Here is a 20597-nt window from a genome sequence, read left to right as displayed (position 1 = left end):
GTAGAATACCGGCCCTTTTCGGGGATGTGAGGTCGAGATGTCTGAATTTATGCAAGGTCAACGCTGGCTGGCAGATGGTGAACCAGAGTTGGGCCTGGGCGTGGTACAAAACGTTGACGCCCGTACGGTGACGCTGCATTTTCCCTCCGCCGAAGACGAGCGCTGCTACGCGTTGCGCGAACCACCGCTAACCCGAATCCGGTTTGATGTTGGCGATAGCATCGAAAAGCGCGGTCAAGGCGAGGCAGAGGTGCTCGCGGTGCATGAGCTGAAAGGTTTGCTGGTCTATGAAACGGCTGACGGCATGGTGCCAGAAAGTGAGCTCGCCGATTCCATCGACCACGACAATCCGCTGACCCGTCTGTTAACCAGCCAGACCGACCACCCCAACTGGTTTGCCTTTCGTTCCGCGTTGAGCAATGGCCATCAGGCCATCTGGAACCAACACCTGAACGGCCTGCTGGGTACCCGCTCCACGCTATTGCCCCATCAGTTGTACGTCGCGTATCAGGCCACTCAACAGACCCGTGTGCGTGCGCTGTTGTCTGATGAGGTCGGCCTGGGTAAAACCATTGAGGCTGGCCTGATCATCAATCGGCTGCGTCAGCAAGGTCGAGCTTCTCGTGTATTGATTGCAGTCCCTGACGCCTTACAAGCGCAATGGCTCGTTGAATTGGTGCGTCGCTTTGCCATCCAGCCCGAGTTTTATCAACACAGCGATCACGACTTCGGCCTGGGTCAGGTGCATTTAGTGCCGCATTCATTATTGGCGAACGCTGAAGAGATGCCCTGGGTGACCGCCGCAGACTGGGACATGTTGGTGGTTGATGAAGCCCACCACCTCGACATGACCCCGCCAACAGATGAAACCGCCGAAGCCTCATGGTTGACCATCGCACAGCGTTCTCCTCACCTGTTGTTGCTGACCGCTACGCCGGAACAACTGGGTCAGCAAGCGCACTTTCAACGTCTGCAACTGCTGGATGCCTCACGATTTTCCAGTTTTGAACAGTATCAGTCGGATGAAGGTCATTTCCTGGCGTTGTCCGACCTGGCTCAAGCATTGGACCAAAACCAGGTTGACGATGAATTACTCAAACAGCTACAGACGCTGGGTATTGAGTGGCATGACGATCGGCAACGCGCACTGAACGAAGTGCTCGATCGCCATGGCCCAGGCCGGGTGGTATACCGCAATACCCGTCGCGGTGTCAGTGGCTTTCACAGCCGACAAGTAGAAGCTCATCCTGCCGAAAGCGATGCCCAACGCCGTGCCTGGTTGGTCGATTGGCTGAAGCAGCATCGTGACCAGAAGGTCCTGTTGATCGCCCAGGCTGCCGAAGTCGCCCAGGAGTTGGCGCAGGCACTCTGGCACGAGCACGGTATAGAGGCGACGGCCTTCCATGAAGGACTGAATCTGATTGAACGCGATCGCGCCGCGGCGCATTTCGCATCAGACGAAGACGGCGCCCAGGTGCTGGTGTGCTCAGAAATTGGCGGCGAAGGCCGCAATTTCCAGTTTTGTCATCATCTGGTGCTGTGGGATTTACCCGGCCATCCGGATGTATTGGAGCAGCGCATTGGCCGACTGGATCGCATCGGCCAGACTGAAACGGTGCACATTCACCTGCCCTATCTCACCAACAGCGATGAAGAGTACCGCTTCCAGTGGTTCCATGAGGTACTCGACTGTGTCGAACAGCACCAACCCGCTGCAGGCATCGTACATGCTCAGCACAGCGAAATCTGGCTGGCAGATCCGCACGATCCTTTGCTGACCGAACAGATTCGCGACGATTTGGAACGCCTTAACAGCGAGTTAGAGCAAGGCCGTGATGTGATGCTTGAGCTCAACTCCTGCCGGCAACCGCAGGCGGGCCAGCTCACCGACGCCGTGGCCGACTTAGAACAGCACAGCGCTTTGGATGTCGTCGAACAAGCTGCCAACCTGCTGAACCTGCATTTTGAAACCATCAGCGACGGTATATATGAACTGATACCCTCCGATAAAATGCTGATCCCCATTATTCCCGGCATTCCCGAAGGCGGTGCTTTGGTCTGTTTTGATCGAGCAACCGCTTTAGCTCGCGAAGACGTCCACTTTGTCTCGTGGGAGCACCCTCTGGTGCTAGGTTTACTGGATCTGGTCAGTGGCTCGCAACTGGGTCAAGCCAGCGTCGCTTTGCTGGAAACCAAACAAGTTCCGGCTGGGCAACTGTTGCTGGAAACCCAATGGCGTCTGGCCATTCCCGAACGCAGCGCACACGCACTGAAACCGCATCTTAATGAAGGCCTGTTGCGTACTCTGACTCTGGAGGGCGGCCAAAGCGACTTGTCTCAGACGCTGGGACAAGACGTATTGCAAGCTCAGGTTAAAACCTTACCCGTCAAAACGGTGCGCAAACTGGTGCAATCAGCCAAAGAGCGCATTTCTCCAATATTCGATGTTGCTCAAGGTCATGCTCAAACCCAGTTTGAACAGACGTTAAGTCAGGCGCGTGCCTCTCTGGCAGCTACCAATGAAGCTCGGGTGGAGCGATTGCAGTATTTGTCGGGCGTAAACCCCTTTGTGACCGAACAGGACGTGACCAAAGCACAAATGCAGGCCGAGTTACTGGATGCCGCCTGGGACAGCGTCGAGCTTCAGCCGGCGGGTGTTCGCCTGATTCTGTGTGCACCACCGGGAAGCATCTGAAAACGATTTCCCCGCCAGTAAAAAATCTCAATTTTGCCGCTGGCGGCCAGGGTATATCTGGTTTAGGGTGAAAAGGACCTTCACCCCTACAAAACAACAAGAAGAACGCTCATGAAGGAAACGGTACTGATCGAACGCCGGGATGCGGGACTGGTTCGAATTATTCTGAACAAGCCGGAAACCGGCAACGCCTACGACGATGAATTGATCTGCACGCTGGTCACGGCCTTGGATGATCTGGCCGATGACGACAGTGTGCGGCTCGTTTGGCTCAGTGGTCGTGGTGCCCATTTCTGTACAGGCCCAGATCGGGCCTGGCTAAAACGTCGACAGCATGCCGGCCGCGCCGAACATCAACAAGACGCCGAGCAATTGGCTCGACTGTTGGCGACGCTGTATAACTTTCCCGCACCGGTGTTACTGACCGTCCGTGGTGACGTTAACGCGGCTGCTGTTGGAATTGCCTGCTGTTGCGATCTGGTGCTGGCCACTGAACGAACGGCTTTTTGCATTACGGAGTCGCTGTTTGGCCAGGTTCCTGCACTGAGCAGTCCCTACCTGATCAAAGCTCTGGGTGAACGCGCTGCCAAATATTATGCGCTGACGGGCGAGTCCATTGATGCTTATACCGCAACCCGGCTGGGGTTGGTTAACCGACTGGTGCCAGCTGAAGAACTCGATTCGGTTGCCGAGGTGTTGGTGAACTCGATGCTGAATCGGAGCATTGAATCATTGCACACAACGAAATCGGTTCTGCATCTGGCAGCCAATGAGGTGTACGACGAGAGTTTGCTAGAAAGCCTAATTGATTGCTCAATCGAAGTCCGCAACGACTTAACACTGACCGGGAATGCTGGCTAACGCTCGAGTGCCGCGGCCAGAAAATCGATCAACTGATTCATCACCTCATCAATGGCGGTGTCTTCGCCAATGTCAGCCTGCGACATATCGCGTAATACCTCGATACTCGACATGGTGAAGACGCAGGCGCCGATGGCGAAATGAATGCGCCAGAATATCTCACGTGGCGACAGCTCCGGATGGGCATCCCGCAGATAGCTGATAAAGCGGTTGTAGCTGTCGTTGTAGTGCTCTTTCAAAAAGCGGCGCAAATGCCCTTGAGCCTGTGTATAGGCAAGCCCCAATAGACGCATAAAAACCGACAACTTGTTTGAATTGCTCGACGTGTACACACCGGTGAGCATGGTTCTGGCTAAGACGCCAAGGACGTCGTGCAAGCTCGGTTCGGCTTTACCCGAAACCAGAGTGGCCATTTCTTTATCCAGCTTATTGCAGAACGGCGTCAGGAAGCGCGCAAAAACCGCCTGTATCAGGTCTTTTTTCGAACCGAAATGATAGTTGACCGCCGCCAGATTAACCTTGGCTCGCGTGGTGATCATACGCAATGACGTTTCGGCGAAGCCCTTTTCAGCAAAAAGCTCTTCGGCTGAATCGAGAATGCGGGTAACGGTGTCGGCTTGGCTCATGAAAAGGGGCCTGATTTCTGAGTGTGTTTCAAACGGGCGTTTTAAACAACAATATAACGCACCAGTCTTTGGATTGCAGGCCTTTTTTGACGTTCAAAAACAAGACGTTATGGGCAGCTGTGAGTGAGGGTCTCCGGCCAGTGAATGGGCGTTGTCAGTTAAAATGTCAGAGTTCCGTAAGTTGGCAAGGCCGAACGAGCGATGTTTATTGAAAAGCCATTCAACACCTATATGATGGCAGCAGAATAACTAATGGAGGCTAGACCTATGGCCAACTATCAAACCACAGCCACTCAACGTTCTGAGTCGGCTCTGGCAACCAATAAAGTTCTCCGAAACACCTACGCCCTGCTGTCTATGACTCTGGTATTCAGTGCTGTTTGCGCATTGTTTGCCATGAGCGCCAATCTTTCTCCGACGGCGAGCTTGATCATGATGATTGCAGCCATCGGCATTATGTTCTTCGTCATTCCCCGTACCGCCAACTCAGGCATGGGAATCGTATGGACATTCGTCTTTACCGGTCTGCTGGGGGCAAGCCTTGGCCCAACCTTGAATTATTATCTGGCCATGTCGAATGGCGGCGCCATTGTTGCGCAAGCACTCGGCGGAACAGCCATCGTGACATTTGGTTTGTCTGCTTACGCAGTCACCACTAAGAAAGACTTCAGTTTCTTAGGCGGCTTTCTCATGGTGGGCTTGATCGTTGCGCTGGTCGCCATACTGGCAAATTTTTTCTTTACGATTCCGGCCCTTAGCCTGGCGATCTCCGCGGGTGTTGTACTGCTGATGTCTCTGTTCATCCTCTACGATACCAGCCGCATCGTAAACGGTGGCGAAACGAACTACATTCACGCGACCGTTTCTTTGTACTTGAACATTTATAATCTGTTTGTTCACCTGTTGGCTCTGGTTGGCGCTTTGTCGAACGACTAACCAACCCCGAGTTGAAAAGGCCGCCCAGTGCGGCCTTTTTTGTGCCTGCTGAGGTATGATGCGCGCATGAAATATCAACTGAATATTTATGCTTCGCCCTGGGCCAGCAATGCTCAAGCCGATGCGCTGTCCTTCGCCACAGCACTGAATTCGAGCGAGCACCAGTTGGTTCGAGTTTTCTTTTTTATGGATGGCGTTTACACCGGTCTGAGTAGCCAGTCTCCGGCTAGCGATGAACCCAATTGGTACGACCGCTGGATGGCATTGCAACAGAACACACAGTGCGAGTTGCTGTTGTGTATTGCTGCCTCGGCTAACCGTGGTTTGCTGAACGACAACGAAGCCAAACGACAAGCCAAAGTCACCGTAACGGTTGAACCGCCTTTCGAACTGGTGGGTCTTGGGCAATGGGCCGCCGGTTTCGGTGACTGTGACCGCGTGGTGAGCTTCCGATGAACACGTTTGAAACGCTGATTTTGGTAACGGCAGCGCCCTATCAGCAACGGCGCAGCGAAGAAATTCTGGAAGCCATCATGAGCCTGGCCCTGTTTGACCGCGATCATGCTGTTATTTTCTGGGATCAGGGTCTTGGCTGGTTAACCCCAGACCAACAGCCAGCTAACGGGAAATCACTCAGTCGGCAACTGGAGGCATTACCTTTGTATGGCAGTGATTCGTTATTTTTCTGCCTCGAACATCGCGATTTGGTCCTGGGAGATCAGCCGATTGCCGATCAGGTAGAACCCCTTGGCCTAACAGCGATTGCTGAGCTGATGCGTCAGTCCCGCTACGTCGAGGTGTTTTAATGGCGCTGCTAACGCTCAGCCAAAAGCCCGACGCTCAACAGTTGGCGCTGTTTAACGAATGGTTGACCGCTAATGATTGGGTGCTGCTCAGTGGCGACGCGCGTACCATGCTTTGGCACCCCAACCCCCTACCCGCTCAGGGTTGCATTCGTCACGAAGACGCCCAATCCATGGCAGGCAAAGCACACTCAGACTGGCTACTGATCCATGACCATGATTGGGTCCGCCTGAGCGCCGAACACTCACCTTTGGTTCATTGGTAATTCAACTTCTCACATGACGACTTTCAGCACCGACCACCTTGGGTTCCTCAAAGATGCCAACCAATGGACCGAGGCTTGGGCTCAACAGCAAGCCCAACAACACGATATAGCGCTGACCGATGACGACCTCAACATCATCCAGGCGTTACGGGACTTTTATTTCCGCTATGACTTATCACCGGCTATGCGTCCTCTGGTGAAACACCTGAAAACCGAATTCGGGCCCGACATTGGCAATTCCATCTACCTGATGCAGCGATTTGGTGAGAGCCCGGCACGGATGCTCGCCTTGTTGGCAGGCCTGCCAAAACCGAAGAATTGTCTATGAGTGACTCTCTCTCTTTCGCACAACTGGTTCGCACCCTGGGGCGTGGGCGCAAAGGCAGCCGATCGTTAACACGTGACGAAGCCTGTTTTGCCATGGAAGAAATCTGGGCAGACCGAGAAACGCCGGCTCAGTTAGGGGCTTTGCTGATGCTTATGCGGGTTAAAGAAGAAACCCCAGATGAATTGGCAGGCATGTTATCCGCCGCGCGCAACGCACAACCAACCTGGCAAGGCCGAACAATACGCATCGACTGGCCAGCTTATGCCGGTAAGCGCCGGCAACCATCCTGGTATGTATTGGCCGCTTGGGCACTGGCTCGCGGCGGCTATCCGGTACTGATGCACGGTGGCGGTGAACACACCGCCGGCCGACAGTATGCCCGCCAAGCCTGTGAGGCATTGGGTATTGCCGTCGCCCATAACTGGCAGCAGGCTCAGGAGTTGAGCCTGACAGAACCCATGGTTTACTGCGCCTTGGACAGCTTTGCACCCAAGCTGTCACACATCATCGATATGAAAGCAGAGCTGGGGTTACGTTCGCCGATCAACACTCTGGTTCGTCACCTTAACCCCGCTGAGGCCGAGATCACTCTGCAGGGCATGTTTCATCGGCCCTATCAGGCCATTCATCACGAAACGGCCCGAGCATTGGGCGACACTCGCAATGTGGTACTAAAAGGCGACAGTGGCGAATTTGAAGTCCGCCCGGATGCGGATCAGAGTGTACTGATGCTCAGCCCTCATCAAGGTGAAGAGGTTGCGGTTCCCCGTGTGCTAGCCAAGCGCGCTATTCGTCCTCCAGAGCCCGACTTACAGAGTCTGATAGACACCTGGTCGGGTCAGCAGCAACCGTCCTATGGCTTAACTGCAATTCAGGAAACCATGGCTCTGGTCTTAATGCTCACCGACGAACTGGATCTGCCTCAGGCTCGTAAGCGTGCCGATGATATCTGGCACGCTCGCTGACTATGGGCTAAACCGCATCCCAGCCGCCATCGGCAGCAATCACCGCACCGTTTATTCGGCGTGACTCATCGCTGGCCAGAAACAGCGCCAGATCGGCAATATCGCTGGCATCTAAAACGGCAGGTATTAAAGCCGCAAACTCTCCGGCTCTGGCGGCACCGCGGGCATCCAGTTTGTCTTGCGGCATGGAGTCAGAAATCTGCGTTGAAGTTGCGCCCGGTGCGATAAGATTGCAGCGCACCCCGCTTTTGGCATACATCCAGGCCGTATTCTGACTTAAGCCTAACAGCCCGTGCTTCGACGCAGTGTAGGCAGCGCCGGCAGCCGCGCCGTGTTTACTGGCCGTTGAGCCGACGTTAACAATACACCCTCCTGATCGCTTGAGCTCAGGCATAGCTCTGCGCATGCAATACATCGGACCGTACAGGTTGATACTCAGCACTCGCTGCCAGACGTCATCACTGAGCTCGCCGACACCCTGCATATAATCCATGACGCCCGCGTTGTTACAGAGAATGTCCAGACGACCAAAACGATTGAGGGCGGCTTGGACCAAGGCATCCGCGGTTGCAGGGTCGGCAATGTCACCGGCAACGGTTACCACTGCGACGCCACCAATCTCCGCGGCCACGGCATCCAGTCGCTCCGCAGCAATATCCCCAATGACTAACGCTGCACCTTCTGCTGCAAAGCGTTGGGCAATGGCCTTTCCCATACCGGAACCTGCCCCGGTCACGATGGCGACCTTGTTGTTAAGCCTCATAAGCTGACCTCCTGTGCCTTTTCAGGTCAGTATGAAATCAGCCGTGCCCTGCCATGCTGATCTGCATCAGTGTTCCTAGAACAGTTCGATAATGGAAGCTGGCATAGCTTTTGAGATGAGATCGATATTGCCGTCGTTTAGACCGGGTTGGCACCCGATAACGCACCGTTTAAGGGCACTACGCCGTTGGACGTGCGCCAAAATCGTGAGAGAGGAACATGCTATGACCGAACCTGGCGCTATTGCCTTAACTGCCAAGCAACAGCATCTGTTGATGGCCAGTGTGTTTTTTGTCGGAATTTTACTGCTGCTGGTCGCATCGGCCGTCTTAGGCGCGGCGTTGCTGGGTGTGGTTCCGGTGGAGACGGCCAGTATGGGATTGATGCCGCTGATCAGTGGGCTGGCGTCGGTCGCCGCAGCGGTTTTTCTATCGTCTTAAGTTTTTATTGGGGCCAGCATCACAAGCTGGCTCTGCCCTTCTTTTCTCACGCTTCCTGGCCAATTAATCGACCTTAGTTTCCTGCACCGTCCCGGCCCAGTTCAAACGTTCATGCAACGACACAACTTCACCGACAATGGTTAAGGTCGGTGCTAGGGGTGGGTCCTGTTCAATCATGGTGGGCATGGTTGCCAGAGTGCCAATCCACAATCGTTGCTCTGGTGTTGTCCCTTTCTGCACCAGCGCCACCGGCGTATCCGGTGAACGACCGTGTTGAATCAATTTATTGCAGATGGTGGGTAAGCCCAGTAGACCCATGTAAAACACCACAGTCTGCTGAGTGGACGCCAGTTCTGTCCAGGGCAACTCTAAACTGCCATCTTTGAGATGTCCGGTGACAAAGCGCACCGATTGAGCGTAGTCACGATGAGTTAACGGAATGCCGGTATAACTGGCGCAGCCAGATGCTGCGGTAATGCCGGGAACCACCTGAAAAGGAATGCCATGCGTTGCCAGCAGGTCAATCTCTTCACCGCCTCGGCCAAAAATAAAGGGATCGCCCCCTTTAAGGCGTAATACTCGTTTGCCCTGTTTTGCCAAATCGACCAGCAGCTGATTGATGTCCTGTTGCGGTACGGCGTGTTCAGAACGCCGCTTGCCAACGTATAAGCGGTCTGCGTCACGACGAACGAGGTCTAAAATTGCCTCCGGCACTAGGCGGTCGTGCAACACCACATCGGCTTGCTGCATTAACCGTAACGCTTTGAACGTCAGTAAATCGGGGTCACCCGGCCCGGCACCGACCAGATAAACTTCACCGAGTTGTGCTTGATCCGGCTCGTCCAGTTGGCGTTGCAGTTCGTGTTCAGCTTGGTCCAGTCGACCGGCATAAACGTGCTCTGCAACGGTACCGTTGAGGATTTTTTCCCAGAAATAACGACGATCGTCGAGACGCTTAAAGCGCGCTTTAACGGCGCTTCGAAATCTCGACGCCAGCTTTGCGAGTTGTCCGTAGCTGGCGGGTATTGTGCTTTCCAACTTGGCTCGAATCGAACGGGCCAATACCGGCGCCTGACCACTGGAAGTGATCGCAATCAGCAAAGGATCCCGATCAACAATGGAAGGAAATATCACGTCACAGAGTTCGGGCGAATCGACGACATTAATCAAAACCCGCCGCGCCCGGGCTTGTTCGCTGACCGCACGATTTAAAACGTCATCATCGGTGGCTGCGACGGCTAACGCCACGCCATCCAGGTCCGCTGGCTGAAAGGGTCGTTCAATACATCGGCACTCTGGCCAGGCGCGAATGGCGTCCAGAATGTCCGGGGCAACCACCTTGAGTTCACAACCCGCCCGCCGCAGCAGGCTGATTTTACGTAAGGCAATATCACCACCGCCAACGACCAGGACGGCCTTGCCTTGTAGTTGATGAAACAGAGGGAAATAGTGCACGGACAACCTCTTCGCTAAATCGAAAAGCCCCGGATACTTCCAGGGCTTTTTATTAAGCTGTTAACCGTTCCAAACCACCCATGTACGGACGCAGGACTTCGGGAACCGTGACTGAACCATCCGCGTTCTGATAGTTTTCCAACACCGCAACCAGGGTTCGCCCAACAGCCAAGCCAGAGCCATTCAGAGTGTGTAACAAGTCCGGCTTATTGGTTTCCGGATTGCGATAGCGGCCTTGCATTCGGCGTGCCTGGTAGTCAGTCATATTGGAGCAGGAAGAGATTTCACGGTAGGTATTCTGGGCTGGCAACCAGACTTCCAGATCATAGGTCTTGGCCGCACTGAAGCCCAGATCGCCGCCACAGAGCAACACTTTACGATACGGCAATTCCAGCTTCTGCAAAATGGTTTCGGCGTGGCCAACCAGCGCTTCCAAAGCATCCATGGAAGTTTCCGGACGCACCAGATGGACCAGTTCTACTTTTTCAAACTGATGCTGGCGAATCATGCCGCGCACATCCCGACCATAGCTGCCCGCTTCACTGCGATAACACAGCGTATGAGCGGCAAAACGCAAAGGTAAGGTGGCGGCATCCAGAATTTCATCCCGAGCCAGGTTGGTCAGCGGCACTTCGGCCGTTGGGATCAGGTAGTAGTCCTGCTCGACGTTGAGTTTAAACAAGTCTTCTTCGAACTTGGGCAGCTGGCCTGTCCCCACCAAAGAGTCGCGATTGACGATGGTCGGGACATTCGCTTCCAGATAACCGTGTTCATCAATATGGGTATTGAGCATAAACTGCGCCAGAGCGCGATGCAGACGCGCTACCGGACCACTCATCACGGCAAAACGGCTGCCCGTCAGTTTGGCGGCTTGCTCGAAGTCGAGTCCACCGATAGCCGCGCCGACATCAACGTGGTCTTTAACCTCAAAATCAAATTGGCGCGGTTCCCCCCAGCGGCTGACTTCGAGGTTGTCGTTCTCGTCCTGACCTTCCGGCACAGCCTCGTCCGGCACGTTAGGGATGTTTTGCATAAATGCATCCAGGTCAGCCTGAACTTCTTTCAGTTCGGCTTCACGAGCGCCCAACTTGGCAGCGATGTCATCGAGAGCCTTTTGCACTTCGGCTTTGGCGTCGTCAACACTCATGCCCTGGCCCACTAACTGGCCAATCTGCTTAGAGGCTTTCTTGCGTTCGGCCTGGAGCTGTTCGGTTTCTACCTGCAACCCCTTACGACGGGACTCTAATGACTCAAACGCCGACACATCCAAAGAGAAGCCTTTTACCTTCAAGCGGGCAGCCAAGGGTTCAATGTCCTGTCGCAGGCGTTTGATGTCGAGCATGGAAAGCGGTTCCTGTTTAGAGTCAGTAGAAAAAAGATGAAACGGCCCGAGTGGGCCGACGCGCTAGAATAACAGCTTGGCAACCCCTAAGCCCAGAGTTGCGGCTGCAAGACAAGCCAGTACCGAGCCCAACACATAGAGCGTCGCAGAGACATAATGCTGTTGTTCGATCAGCACCAGACTTTCGATGGCAAAACTGGAAAAGGTGGTGAAGGCACCCAGCATCCCAACCACCACCAAAGAGCGCCCTACACCACTGGGATCGGTGTGCTTAAGGGCAAAAAAAACAAAGGCGATGCCAATGATAAAACTGCCGGTAACGTTGGCCGCCAAGGTGCCCCAAGGAAAGTGACCGCCGTTGTGACGATTCACCAATTGCACGACGGCAAAACGTCCCATGGCGCCCAGTCCACCCCCAACGGCAACCGCTAGCCAATGAGCCCATCCCAACATGGGTTAGTCCTCTTTATTTTGTGCGTCGGCATCCAACTGACGCAGGAAAACCAGTTTCTCAGCGATTTTTTTCTCTAAGCCACGATCAACCGGTTGGTAAAAACGCTCATCGCCCAGTTCCTCGGGCAAATAGCGTTCACCGGCCGCATAGGCGTGAGGTTCATCATGCGCATAGCGATAAGCCGCGCCATAACCCAAGTCTTTCATTAAACCCGTAGGCGCGTTACGCAGATGCACAGGCACTTCCCGGCTAGGGTCAGATCGAACCACTTCCATCATGCGATTGAAGGCCAAATAAACCGCATTGCTCTTTGGTGCACAAGCCAAATACACGCAGGCATGGGCCAGTGCCAGTTCCCCTTCGGGCGTACCCAGCCGTTCTTGAACCTGCCACGCATCCATGGCAATGGTTAACGCGCGCGGATCGGCATTACCGATGTCTTCACTGGCCATTCGCACCAGGCGCCGAGCGATATAAAACGGATCGCAACCACCATCAAGCATGCGGCATAACCAGTACAAGGCGCCATCAGGTGACGAGCCACGTACGCTTTTGTGCAGCGCCGAAATCTGGTCGTAGAAGGCATCGCCACCTTTATCAAAGCGGCGCGTCTGCCCCTGAGTCATCTGACCCAGTCGTTCGGCCGTTAGACCAGCGGGGTCGTCGGCATAGAGATCGGCGGCCAATTCCACCAGGTTGTAGAGACGGCGGGCATCACCATCGGCCAGACGAAACAGAGGGAGCTGAGCGTCTTCGGCAATGGCCAACTGCCCCACTTTAGTGTCCGCAACTTGGGCCTGCTTTAGCAATGCCGCCATGTCGTCGTCTTCAAGCGATTTCAGCGGATAAACGCGCGCCCGGGATAACAAGGCCGCGTTCAATTCGAAACTCGGGTTTTCCGTGGTCGCGCCTACGAACACAAAGGTGCCGTCCTCGACATAGGGTAAGAAGGCATCTTGCTGGGCTTTATTAAAGCGATGCACTTCGTCGACAAACAACAGGGTGCGTTTGCCTTCCACCGCAGCCTGCTGCGCTCGCTCTGCCGCCGCTTTGATGTCTTTGACGCCCGCTTGAACAGCGGATAGGGGTTCAAAACGACTGGCGGTACTGTGTGCCAGCAGACGCGCCAGTGTGGTCTTACCTACGCCTGGCGGTCCCCAAAAGATCATCGAGTGGATTTGGTCGCGTTCAATGGCCTGGCGCAGCGGCTGATCCGGTCCCAAGACATGTTTCTGTCCGACGTAATCATCCAGCGAAGTGGGCCGCAAGCGTTCGGCCAGCGGTTTGAAGGCGTCGTTAGCGTCGGCGGTAAAAAGGTCCATCACATCTGCTCGAAAACGTCCGTGCCAGCCGGTGGCTCAAACTCAAACGTTTGGTCAGGGAAGTTCACACCCGTACGAACGTCGGAAAAGCGAATACGCGTATCCTGACCCAGATTATCGGTCAACCGCAGTTGACTGATGACGCCATCGATAAAGACCAGTGTCAGCTCGCTGAATACCGCATTCTCATCGGTCGGATACAACTGATAGCTGGTCAATTCCTCATTGGAGGCTTCGGCAACTTCATAAGACGATGACAATGTTGAACGAGGCTGCGTCAGTATCATTGCCGGAGATTGACGAATCTGGTCTGCCACCGGCTGGTAGGTTGCCTGCGCCAAATCTGGGTCATAGACCCACAGTGTTTCGCCATCAGAGATAACGCTCTGCTCATAGGGCTCACTGACTTGCCATACAAAGCGTAAAGGCCGGGCTATTTGCATCAAGCCGCGAGATCGATCGCCACGCAACTCACCTTCGGCATAGGTTTCCTGCTCGAACTGGGCGCTCAGATTCGAGGTTGCTTCCAGGCGCTCAATCAACCGAGCGCGGGCCGCCTCATCCGCCAAAGCAAGGGTACTCGCAGCGGCCAACAATAAAGCTAAAACAACTTTCATACTGACTCCTTTAACTCGCTGGCGGTGGCGGTGCGAGAACTTCCCGAGTGCCGTTATGGCCAGCCGAGCTGACGATGCCGGCCGCTTCCATTGCATCGACTAATCGCGCAGCCCGGTTGTAGCCGATGCGCAACTTGCGTTGCACTGAGGAAATCGATGCTTTGCGGCTCTGCGTAACAAAGGCAACGGCCTCATCGAACAAGACGTCAGCTTCCGGGTCTTCACCGCCCTCTTCCAGGCTTGGTACGCCAGGCAGATCCGCATCGCCACCGGTCAGAATTTCTTCGACGTAATCCGGAGCGCCGCGTTTTTTCCATTCACTGACCACGCGATGCACTTCATCATCATCAACAAAAGCGCCATGAACACGCACCGGCAATCCGGTTCCTGGCGGCAGATAAAGCATGTCACCATGCCCCAGCAACTGCTCTGCTCCGCCTTGGTCGAGAATGGTTCGGGAGTCGATCTTGGACGATACCTGGAAGGCAATCCGGGTTGGAATATTGGCTTTGATCAAGCCGGTAATGACATCCACGGATGGACGCTGAGTCGCCAGAATTAAATGAATACCGGCCGCTCGGGCTTTTTGCGCAAGACGCGCAATCAGCTCTTCGACTTTTTTACCGACGATCATCATCATGTCAGCAAATTCATCGACAACGACAACGATAAACGGCATCGGCTCCAGTTCGGGTGCTGGGGCATGCGGATCCAGCTGCTGTAACGGGTCGTATAGCGGATCGCGAATCGGATCACCCGCCTTCTTGGCATCCGTCACCTTCTTGTTAAAGCCAGCAATATTGCGTACACCAACGGACGCCATTAATTTGTAACGACGCTCCATTTCCGCCACACACCAACGCAGACCATTAGCCGCATCTTTCATATCGGTTATAACTGGCGTCAGCAAATGCGGGATGCCTTCGTAAACCGACAGCTCCAGCATTTTCGGATCCACCAGTATCAGGCGTACTTCTTCGGGAGTCGCTTTGAACAGAATGCTGCACAGCATGGCATTAACGCCGACCGATTTACCCGAGCCCGTCGTACCAGCAACCAGTAAGTGCGGCATCTTACCCAGGTCAGCACAGACCGGCGTACCGGAGATATCATCACCCAGAGCAAGCGTCAGAGGCGATTTGGCCTTGTCATACACCGGTGAGCGCAGCACATCGCTGAGCCTGACAATATCGCGTTTCTCATTGGGAATTTCGATGCCAACCGTCGTCTTACCCGGAATGATCTCGACCACTCGCACACTGACCAGCGCCATAGAACGGGCCAGATCTTTAGCGAGATTGGCGATCTTGGAGACTTTTACGCCAGCAGCCGGCTGAATTTCAAACCGGGTGATGACTGGCCCTGGAGCCACTTCGGTCACTTCCGCTTCCACCCCAAAATCTTTGAGCTTGATTTCCAGTAACCGCGACATGGCCTCCAGCGCTTCTTCGCTGAAGCCGCCCACGCTGTCGTGTTCACTGGACTGCAACAGACTCAGCTCGGGCAGCGCTGTATTGGCATTGCTGCCCTCAAACAAAGGCTGTTGGCGCTCTTTCTCAACGCGTTCACTGGCTTTGGCCACACGCGGTTGCAGTGGTTTGATCTGAGGCGGTTTGCGCTTGGCCTGTTTTTGCATCTGTACTTCAAGATTGGCCTTACGCGACTCAATCACCTGTTGGCGCTGTGCGTCTTCTTCGTGACGGCGCTTACGGGCATGACGGCGATCACGTAACCGATCGAACAGCCCCAGCAGACGGCGCCCCAACGCTTCCATGACAGCCAGCCAGGAAACATTCATTGCCACAGTCAACGAAATAAACCAGAGCACAACCAGCAGCAACGTGGCTCCTGTTAAGCCCAGGCTGGGGAAAATTAATTCCGACAAATGGCGACCAAGCCACCCACCGGCACTGGCGTTCGATGCGGAAGCAATGTGGACCGTTGCCAACGTACAGCTGGTCGCCACAAACAGTACCCAGCCGAGGCTGCGCACTAAAATGAGTACTGGGTTCCAGTGCAGTCCCGCACGACGATCACGGAACGTTGCCCAGGCTCGATAAAAGAAGATGACCGGCAAGCCATAGGCTAAGCCACCCACCAGACTGAACAAGAGGGAGGAGATCCAGGCGCCGGCACGCCCGGCAAGGTTACGAATGCCTTCACCGGCACCGGAAAACGCCCAACCAGGATCGGACGGGTGGTAACTCATCAGCGCTATCAGCAGGTAGACACCGATAGCGAGTGACAATAATAGACTGCCCTCAAGTAAAAGACGCTGCTTGAGGTCGAGTACGCGGTCGTCGTCCCGCGCGCGTGCGGATTTCTGCGTCACCGATGTTCCTTTGCTTACCTTGACCGAGCATGGCCGGTCGCATTCTAACCAAGGACAGTGCCACCACGCATTGGCAAGCACCACCCACTGCCCCTAAGATACCACAGACACCGGGGCAACTTATTGATACATCAAGCATTTTTATGCCACAGATCGCCTGGCTGAACGCTGAACAGCCACCTGACTTTCCGCCGACCGAAACAGCCCTCAGTTCGCCTAGCGGCATTCTGGCAGCTGGAGGCTCACTTCGCCCCGATTGGCTGTTAACGGCCTATCAGCGAGGTATTTTTCCGTGGTTCAACGAGGGTGAACCGATTCTGTGGTGGTCACCTTCACCTCGCATGGTTCTGCTGCCCGGTACCATGCAACCGTCACGCAGTCTGCGCAAAGCTTTCCGCCGAGCCCCAATCCAATTGGCCGTCAACCGTAACTTTGCCGGGGTTATTCAAGCCTGCCGGGCGCCACGACCAGAACAAGCGGGCACCTGGATTACCGACGACATTGTCGACGCTTACTGTGAATTGCATCGCCTGGGCTGGGCGCACAGCATCGAAGTCTATCAAGACGAGGAACTGATTGGCGGCCTCTACGGTCTGGGTATTGAAAAGGTCTTCTTTGGGGAAAGCATGTTTTCTCGTCAACCCAATGCGTCCAAATACGCCTTTTTGGCGTTGAGTGACTGGGCTAAAGAATCTGAACTGCGCCTCATTGACTGCCAAGTCTACAATGATCATCTGGCCAGCTTAGGTGCAGTGGAAATTGATCGGCCGCTTTTTGAAGCGACGCTGCCGCAACAGTTGACGCCGATCACCACGCTCAGCTCGGCTCGATTGAATGATTTACTGATTCAGCGACTGGCCCACTCGACCAATCGCCAGGATACGCCATGAATAATGCGGATAACGATCAGGGCAACTCACCCGCTGACGAGCAGCAAACCATCAAGCTGTTTCGAACCGGTGAACACCAATGCAGCTATCTGCCGGATCAGCAGTCCCGAACGCTCTTTCTGGACCCGGAGCTGACGTTCAGCACCCCTTTGTACGAACAGCTGATGCACCTGGGCTTTCGTCGCTCCGGCCAACACCTCTATCGCCCCGACTGTGAAAACTGCGGTGCTTGTTTGCCATCCAGAGTGCGGGTTGATGCGTTTGACTGGAAACGCCGGTTTCGGCGCATCCTCAAACGCAATAACGATCTGACGCTAAGACGTTTACCCTGCCGTTTCAGTGAAGAGCACTACCAGCTCTATGAGCGTTATCTCAGCGAGCGCCATTCCGAAGGGGACATGTATCCGCCCACGCGCGACAGCTATCGGGATTTTCTGGTCAGCCGCCCCGATCTTGGGTTTATCTTGGAAGTTCGTCAGGGCGATCGCTTGTTGGCCGTCGCCTTCACCGATTTACTGGCAACCGGTTTATCGGCCACCTACACCTTCTTTGAGTGTGAAGACGATAAGCGCAGCCTCGGTACATTCGCCATCCTCAGCCAAATCCAGTTGTGTCGGGAACTGAACTTACCGTTTCTCTATCTGGGATACTGGGTTCCAGGGTCTGCACAAATGCAATATAAGGCCGACTTCAGACCGTTAGATATTCTGATCAATCGCCAATGGCGCACACTGAACGACCAACTGATTGAAACGCTGCCACTTACTCACCCCTCTTAACTGACTGATTTCGGCCCGATTTTTTTGATCATTGGCGCATTTTCAGGCAGAATGCCCGCCGGTTTGAACTTTCTAAAACGGGGCTGCGCGCCATCCCGCCCTGTTGCAACCCTCAGAGGACTGCAAAAAAATCTATGGCAAAAGAAGACGTCATTGAAATGGAAGGCGAGATTCTCGATACCCTTCCCAACACCATGTTTCGCGTTAAGCTGGAAAACGGCCATGTCATCACGGCCCATATCTCCGGCAAAATGCGCAAGAATTACATCCGCATTCTGACGGGCGACAAGGTCAAAGTGGAGTTGACTCCCTACGATCTGACCAAAGGTCGCATCGTCTATCGCGCCCGTTAAGCGCTCGCTTTAACACTGCATAAAAAAAGCACCCCAGGGGGTGCTTTTTTGTTATGGCCACTGTTTAACGTGGCCCCATAGCGATTGAGTGGATCACGCGGTAGCCACTTCTTCCTCTTCCACATCCAGAGCCAGCTCATCGTCACGTACCCGCAATTTGACGGTACCGCCTTTGGTGAGTGGTCCGAACAGGATCAGATCGGCCAACGGACGCTTCACCTTATCTTGGATCAGACGGTTCATCGGACGAGCGCCCATGTTACGGTCGTAGCCTTTCTCAGCCAGCCACTCACGCGCATGGTCATCAACATCCAGCATGACACCTTTGTCATCCAACTGGGCCTGCAGTTCGGTCAGGAACTTATCGACGATGTTGACGACAACTTCCATCGGCAAGGCACCAAACTGAACAATGCCATCCAGACGGTTACGGAATTCCGGCGTAAAGCTGCGCCGCAACACTTCCATACCATCGGTGCTGTTGTCTTGAGTGGTAAAGCCAACCGTCCGTTTATTGAGCATCTCCGCGCCGGCATTACTGGTCATAATCAGAATGACGTTGCGGAAATCCGCTTTGCGGCCGTTGTTGTCCGTCAGCGTGCCGTGATCCATTACCTGCAACAACAGGTTGAAGACATCCGGGTGTGCTTTCTCGATTTCGTCGAGCAGCAATACCGAATGTGGATGTTTAGTCACGCCATCGGTCAGCAAACCACCTTGATCAAAACCGACGTAGCCCGGAGGCGCACCAATAAGGCGTGATGCGGTGTGACGCTCCATGTACTCAGACATATCAAAACGCAGCAGCGGGATGCCCAGTGACTCGGACAACTGCTTGCTGACTTCGGTTTTACCCACACCGGTCGGACCGGCGAAGAGGAAAGAACCAATCGGCTTGTCTGTCGGTTTGAGGCCCGCACGAGCCAGTTTGATCGCGGATGCCAATTGCTCGATCGCGTTTTCTTGTCCGAAGACGGTCATCTTCAGGTTGCGCTCAAGGCTTTCCAGCACTTCTTTGTCGTTACGGCTGACGCTTTTCTCGGGAATGCGCGCAATGGACGCAATCACTTTCTCAACATCAGGTACACCAATCGACTTCTTGCGACGACTGGTTGGCAGTAGTCGCTGTGCGGCACCGGCTTCATCAATAACGTCAATGGCCTTGTCTGGCAGATGACGATCGGTGATGTAACGAGCCGATAATTCAGCCGCTGCTTTCAAGGCTTTATCGGTGTATTTGAGATGATGATGCTCCTCAAAGCGCGACTTCAGGCCCTTCAGAATGCGATAGGTTTCGTCCACCGACGGCTCGGTGACATCAATTTTCTGGAAGCGGCGGGTTAAGGCGCTGTCCTTCTCGAAAATGCCACGGAATTCCTGGAAGGTGGTCGAGCCCATGCAACGCAGTTCACCAGAGCTGAGCATTGGCTTCAGCAGATTGGACGCATCCATAACGCCGCCTGAAGCGGCACCGGCACCGATGATGGTGTGAATCTCATCGATAAAGAGGATGGCTTTTTCTTTCTTTTTTAGCTCTGCCAGCAAGGCTTTCAGGCGTTTTTCAAAGTCACCGCGATATTTCGTACCGGCTAACAGCGCCCCCAAATCGAGTGAGAAAACCTGGGCATTTTGAACGATGTCGGGAACATCACCGTCGACGATGCGCTTGGCGAGGCCTTCGGCAATCGCGGTTTTACCCACGCCGGTCTCACCAACCAGCAGCGGGTTATTCTTACGGCGACGCGACAGAATCTGGATGACCCGTTCAACTTCGTGCTCACGCCCCACGAGCGGATCAATACGTCCACGACGAGCCTGGTCGTTTAGGTTGGCCGCAAAGCTTTCCAAAGCGCTGCCCTGAACGCCATCAGCACCGCCCTCTTCCTGCTGGTCACTGAAGTCTTCATTGGGTTGTGCATTTTCGCTTTGCACCTTAGAGATGCCGTGAGCAATGAAATTCACCACATCGATACGAGAGATGCTTTGTTGCTTCAGGAAGAAAACTGCCTGGCTCTCCTGTTCGGAGAAAATGGCCACCAAGACGTTGGCACCGGTGACTTCTTTTTTACCCGACGACTGCACATGAAAGACGGCACGTTGAAGCACACGCTGAAAACCAAGCGTCGGCTGGGTCTCGCGCTCGTCGTCCTCTTTAGGAATCAAAGGCGTGGTGGAATCAATAAATTCGGTCAGGTCGCGCCGCAACTGTGAAATATCAGCGGCGCAGGCATTGAGCACCTCAGCGGCGGCATTATTATCGAGCAACGCCAACAGCAAATGCTCGACCGTCATAAATTCGTGGCGCTTGGACCGGGCTTCTTTAAACGCATTGTTCAGCGTTAGCTCGAGATCTTTACTTAACATATCAGCA

General features: G+C 54.5%; 21 protein-coding genes. 12 read left to right on the top strand and 9 right to left on the bottom strand.

Annotated features, from left to right (window positions below):
- Positions 1–37: 37 nt before the first annotated feature.
- Both BGP77_RS13570 and BGP77_RS13565 read left to right on the top strand, forming a co-directional pair.
- The gene (locus tag BGP77_RS13570) at positions 38–2695 is read left to right on the top strand and encodes a helicase-related protein (RefSeq protein ID WP_108165259.1); all 2658 of its coding nucleotides are present in this window, start codon (positions 38–40) and stop codon (positions 2693–2695) included.
- A 111-nt stretch (positions 2696–2806) separates the two neighbouring features.
- Positions 2807–3556 carry an enoyl-CoA hydratase-related protein gene (locus tag BGP77_RS13565; RefSeq protein ID WP_108165258.1) on the top strand — a complete coding sequence of 250 codons (750 nt, stop codon included), beginning with the start codon at positions 2807–2809 and terminating at the stop codon, positions 3554–3556.
- Here BGP77_RS13565 and BGP77_RS13560 read toward each other — a convergent pair.
- Positions 3553–4182 carry a TetR/AcrR family transcriptional regulator gene (locus BGP77_RS13560; RefSeq protein WP_108165257.1) on the bottom strand — a complete coding sequence of 210 codons (630 nt, stop codon included), beginning with the start codon at positions 4180–4182 and terminating at the stop codon, positions 3553–3555. The genes BGP77_RS13565 and BGP77_RS13560 overlap by 4 nt on opposite strands.
- 267 nt (positions 4183–4449) lie before the next feature.
- On the opposite strand from BGP77_RS13560, the gene BGP77_RS13555 reads away from it, so the two are divergent.
- The 6 genes from BGP77_RS13555 (at position 4450) to BGP77_RS13530 (ending at position 7480) form a co-directional block, all read left to right on the top strand.
- Positions 4450–5118 carry a Bax inhibitor-1/YccA family protein gene (locus BGP77_RS13555; RefSeq protein WP_233252360.1) on the top strand — a complete coding sequence of 223 codons (669 nt, stop codon included), beginning with the start codon at positions 4450–4452 and terminating at the stop codon, positions 5116–5118.
- A gap of 66 nt (positions 5119–5184) precedes the next feature.
- Complete coding sequence (gene tusD / locus BGP77_RS13550) at positions 5185–5574, top strand: sulfurtransferase complex subunit TusD (RefSeq protein WP_108165255.1); 390 nt, start codon at positions 5185–5187, stop codon at positions 5572–5574.
- Entirely contained in the window at positions 5571–5924 is a 354-nt protein-coding gene (locus BGP77_RS13545) for a DsrE family protein (RefSeq protein WP_108165254.1), read from the top strand. Before tusD ends, BGP77_RS13545 begins: the two co-directional genes overlap by 4 nt.
- On the top strand, positions 5924–6187 hold the full coding sequence (locus BGP77_RS13540; RefSeq protein ID WP_108165253.1) for a hypothetical protein: 264 nt from the start codon (positions 5924–5926) through the stop codon (positions 6185–6187). Before BGP77_RS13545 ends, BGP77_RS13540 begins: the two co-directional genes overlap by 1 nt.
- A 13-nt stretch (positions 6188–6200) precedes the next feature.
- On the top strand, positions 6201–6515 hold the full coding sequence (locus BGP77_RS13535) for a TusE/DsrC/DsvC family sulfur relay protein (RefSeq protein WP_108165252.1): 315 nt from the start codon (positions 6201–6203) through the stop codon (positions 6513–6515).
- Positions 6512–7480 (top strand): glycosyl transferase family protein, encoded by a 969-nt coding sequence (locus tag BGP77_RS13530; protein ID WP_108165251.1) that lies wholly within the window; start codon positions 6512–6514, stop codon positions 7478–7480. The genes BGP77_RS13535 and BGP77_RS13530 overlap by 4 nt, the downstream gene beginning before the upstream one ends.
- A gap of 7 nt (positions 7481–7487) precedes the next feature.
- Here the strand turns inward: BGP77_RS13530 and BGP77_RS13525 are convergent, their stop codons facing one another.
- Positions 7488–8243, bottom strand: a complete 756-nt coding sequence (locus BGP77_RS13525; RefSeq protein WP_108165250.1) for an SDR family oxidoreductase — start codon at positions 8241–8243, stop codon at positions 7488–7490.
- A gap of 223 nt (positions 8244–8466) precedes the next feature.
- Between BGP77_RS13525 and BGP77_RS13520 the strand changes: the two genes are divergently transcribed.
- On the top strand, positions 8467–8682 hold the full coding sequence (locus tag BGP77_RS13520; RefSeq protein ID WP_108165249.1) for a hypothetical protein: 216 nt from the start codon (positions 8467–8469) through the stop codon (positions 8680–8682).
- A gap of 63 nt (positions 8683–8745) precedes the next feature.
- Here the strand turns inward: BGP77_RS13520 and cysG are convergent, their stop codons facing one another.
- From cysG to BGP77_RS13490, 6 genes are all read right to left on the bottom strand, one after another.
- Complete coding sequence (gene cysG, locus BGP77_RS13515; RefSeq protein WP_108165248.1) at positions 8746–10137, bottom strand: siroheme synthase CysG; 1392 nt, start codon at positions 10135–10137, stop codon at positions 8746–8748.
- A 52-nt stretch (positions 10138–10189) separates the two neighbouring features.
- Positions 10190–11479 carry a serine--tRNA ligase gene (gene serS, locus BGP77_RS13510; RefSeq protein ID WP_108165247.1) on the bottom strand — a complete coding sequence of 430 codons (1290 nt, stop codon included), beginning with the start codon at positions 11477–11479 and terminating at the stop codon, positions 10190–10192.
- Between the two features lie 63 nt (positions 11480–11542).
- Complete coding sequence (gene crcB, locus BGP77_RS13505; protein ID WP_108165246.1) at positions 11543–11932, bottom strand: fluoride efflux transporter CrcB; 390 nt, start codon at positions 11930–11932, stop codon at positions 11543–11545.
- A gap of 3 nt (positions 11933–11935) precedes the next feature.
- Entirely contained in the window at positions 11936–13255 is a 1320-nt protein-coding gene (locus tag BGP77_RS13500) for a replication-associated recombination protein A (protein WP_108165245.1), read from the bottom strand.
- Positions 13255–13872, bottom strand: coding sequence for an outer membrane lipoprotein chaperone LolA (gene lolA, locus BGP77_RS13495; RefSeq protein ID WP_158269378.1), 618 nt, complete (start codon positions 13870–13872; stop codon positions 13255–13257). Before lolA ends, BGP77_RS13500 begins: the two co-directional genes overlap by 1 nt.
- A gap of 10 nt (positions 13873–13882) precedes the next feature.
- Positions 13883–16204 (bottom strand): DNA translocase FtsK, encoded by a 2322-nt coding sequence (locus BGP77_RS13490; protein WP_233252359.1) that lies wholly within the window; start codon positions 16202–16204, stop codon positions 13883–13885.
- A gap of 143 nt (positions 16205–16347) precedes the next feature.
- Here BGP77_RS13490 and aat point away from each other — a divergent pair, with 143 nt between their 5' ends.
- From aat to infA, 3 genes are all read left to right on the top strand, one after another.
- A complete protein-coding gene (gene aat, locus BGP77_RS13485; RefSeq protein WP_108165243.1) occupies positions 16348–17094 on the top strand; it encodes a leucyl/phenylalanyl-tRNA--protein transferase in 747 nt (248 codons plus the stop codon).
- Positions 17091–17873: an arginyltransferase gene (locus BGP77_RS13480; protein ID WP_108165242.1), complete on the top strand. Its 783-nt coding sequence runs from the start codon at positions 17091–17093 to the stop codon at positions 17871–17873. Before aat ends, BGP77_RS13480 begins: the two co-directional genes overlap by 4 nt.
- A 134-nt stretch (positions 17874–18007) precedes the next feature.
- Entirely contained in the window at positions 18008–18226 is a 219-nt protein-coding gene (gene infA / locus BGP77_RS13475; RefSeq protein WP_008043370.1) for a translation initiation factor IF-1, read from the top strand.
- A 93-nt stretch (positions 18227–18319) separates the two neighbouring features.
- Here infA and clpA read toward each other — a convergent pair whose 3' ends face one another.
- Entirely contained in the window at positions 18320–20590 is a 2271-nt protein-coding gene (clpA, locus tag BGP77_RS13470; RefSeq protein WP_108165241.1) for an ATP-dependent Clp protease ATP-binding subunit ClpA, read from the bottom strand.
- Between the last annotated feature and the right edge of the window lie 7 nt (positions 20591–20597).

Origin of the sequence: Saccharospirillum sp. MSK14-1, from assembly GCF_003054965.1 — a bacterium.
Taxonomy (GTDB): domain Bacteria; phylum Pseudomonadota; class Gammaproteobacteria; order Pseudomonadales; family Natronospirillaceae; genus Saccharospirillum.
Note: the sequence above shows the minus strand (reverse complement) of the source record. Positions and strands in the feature narration are given on the sequence as shown.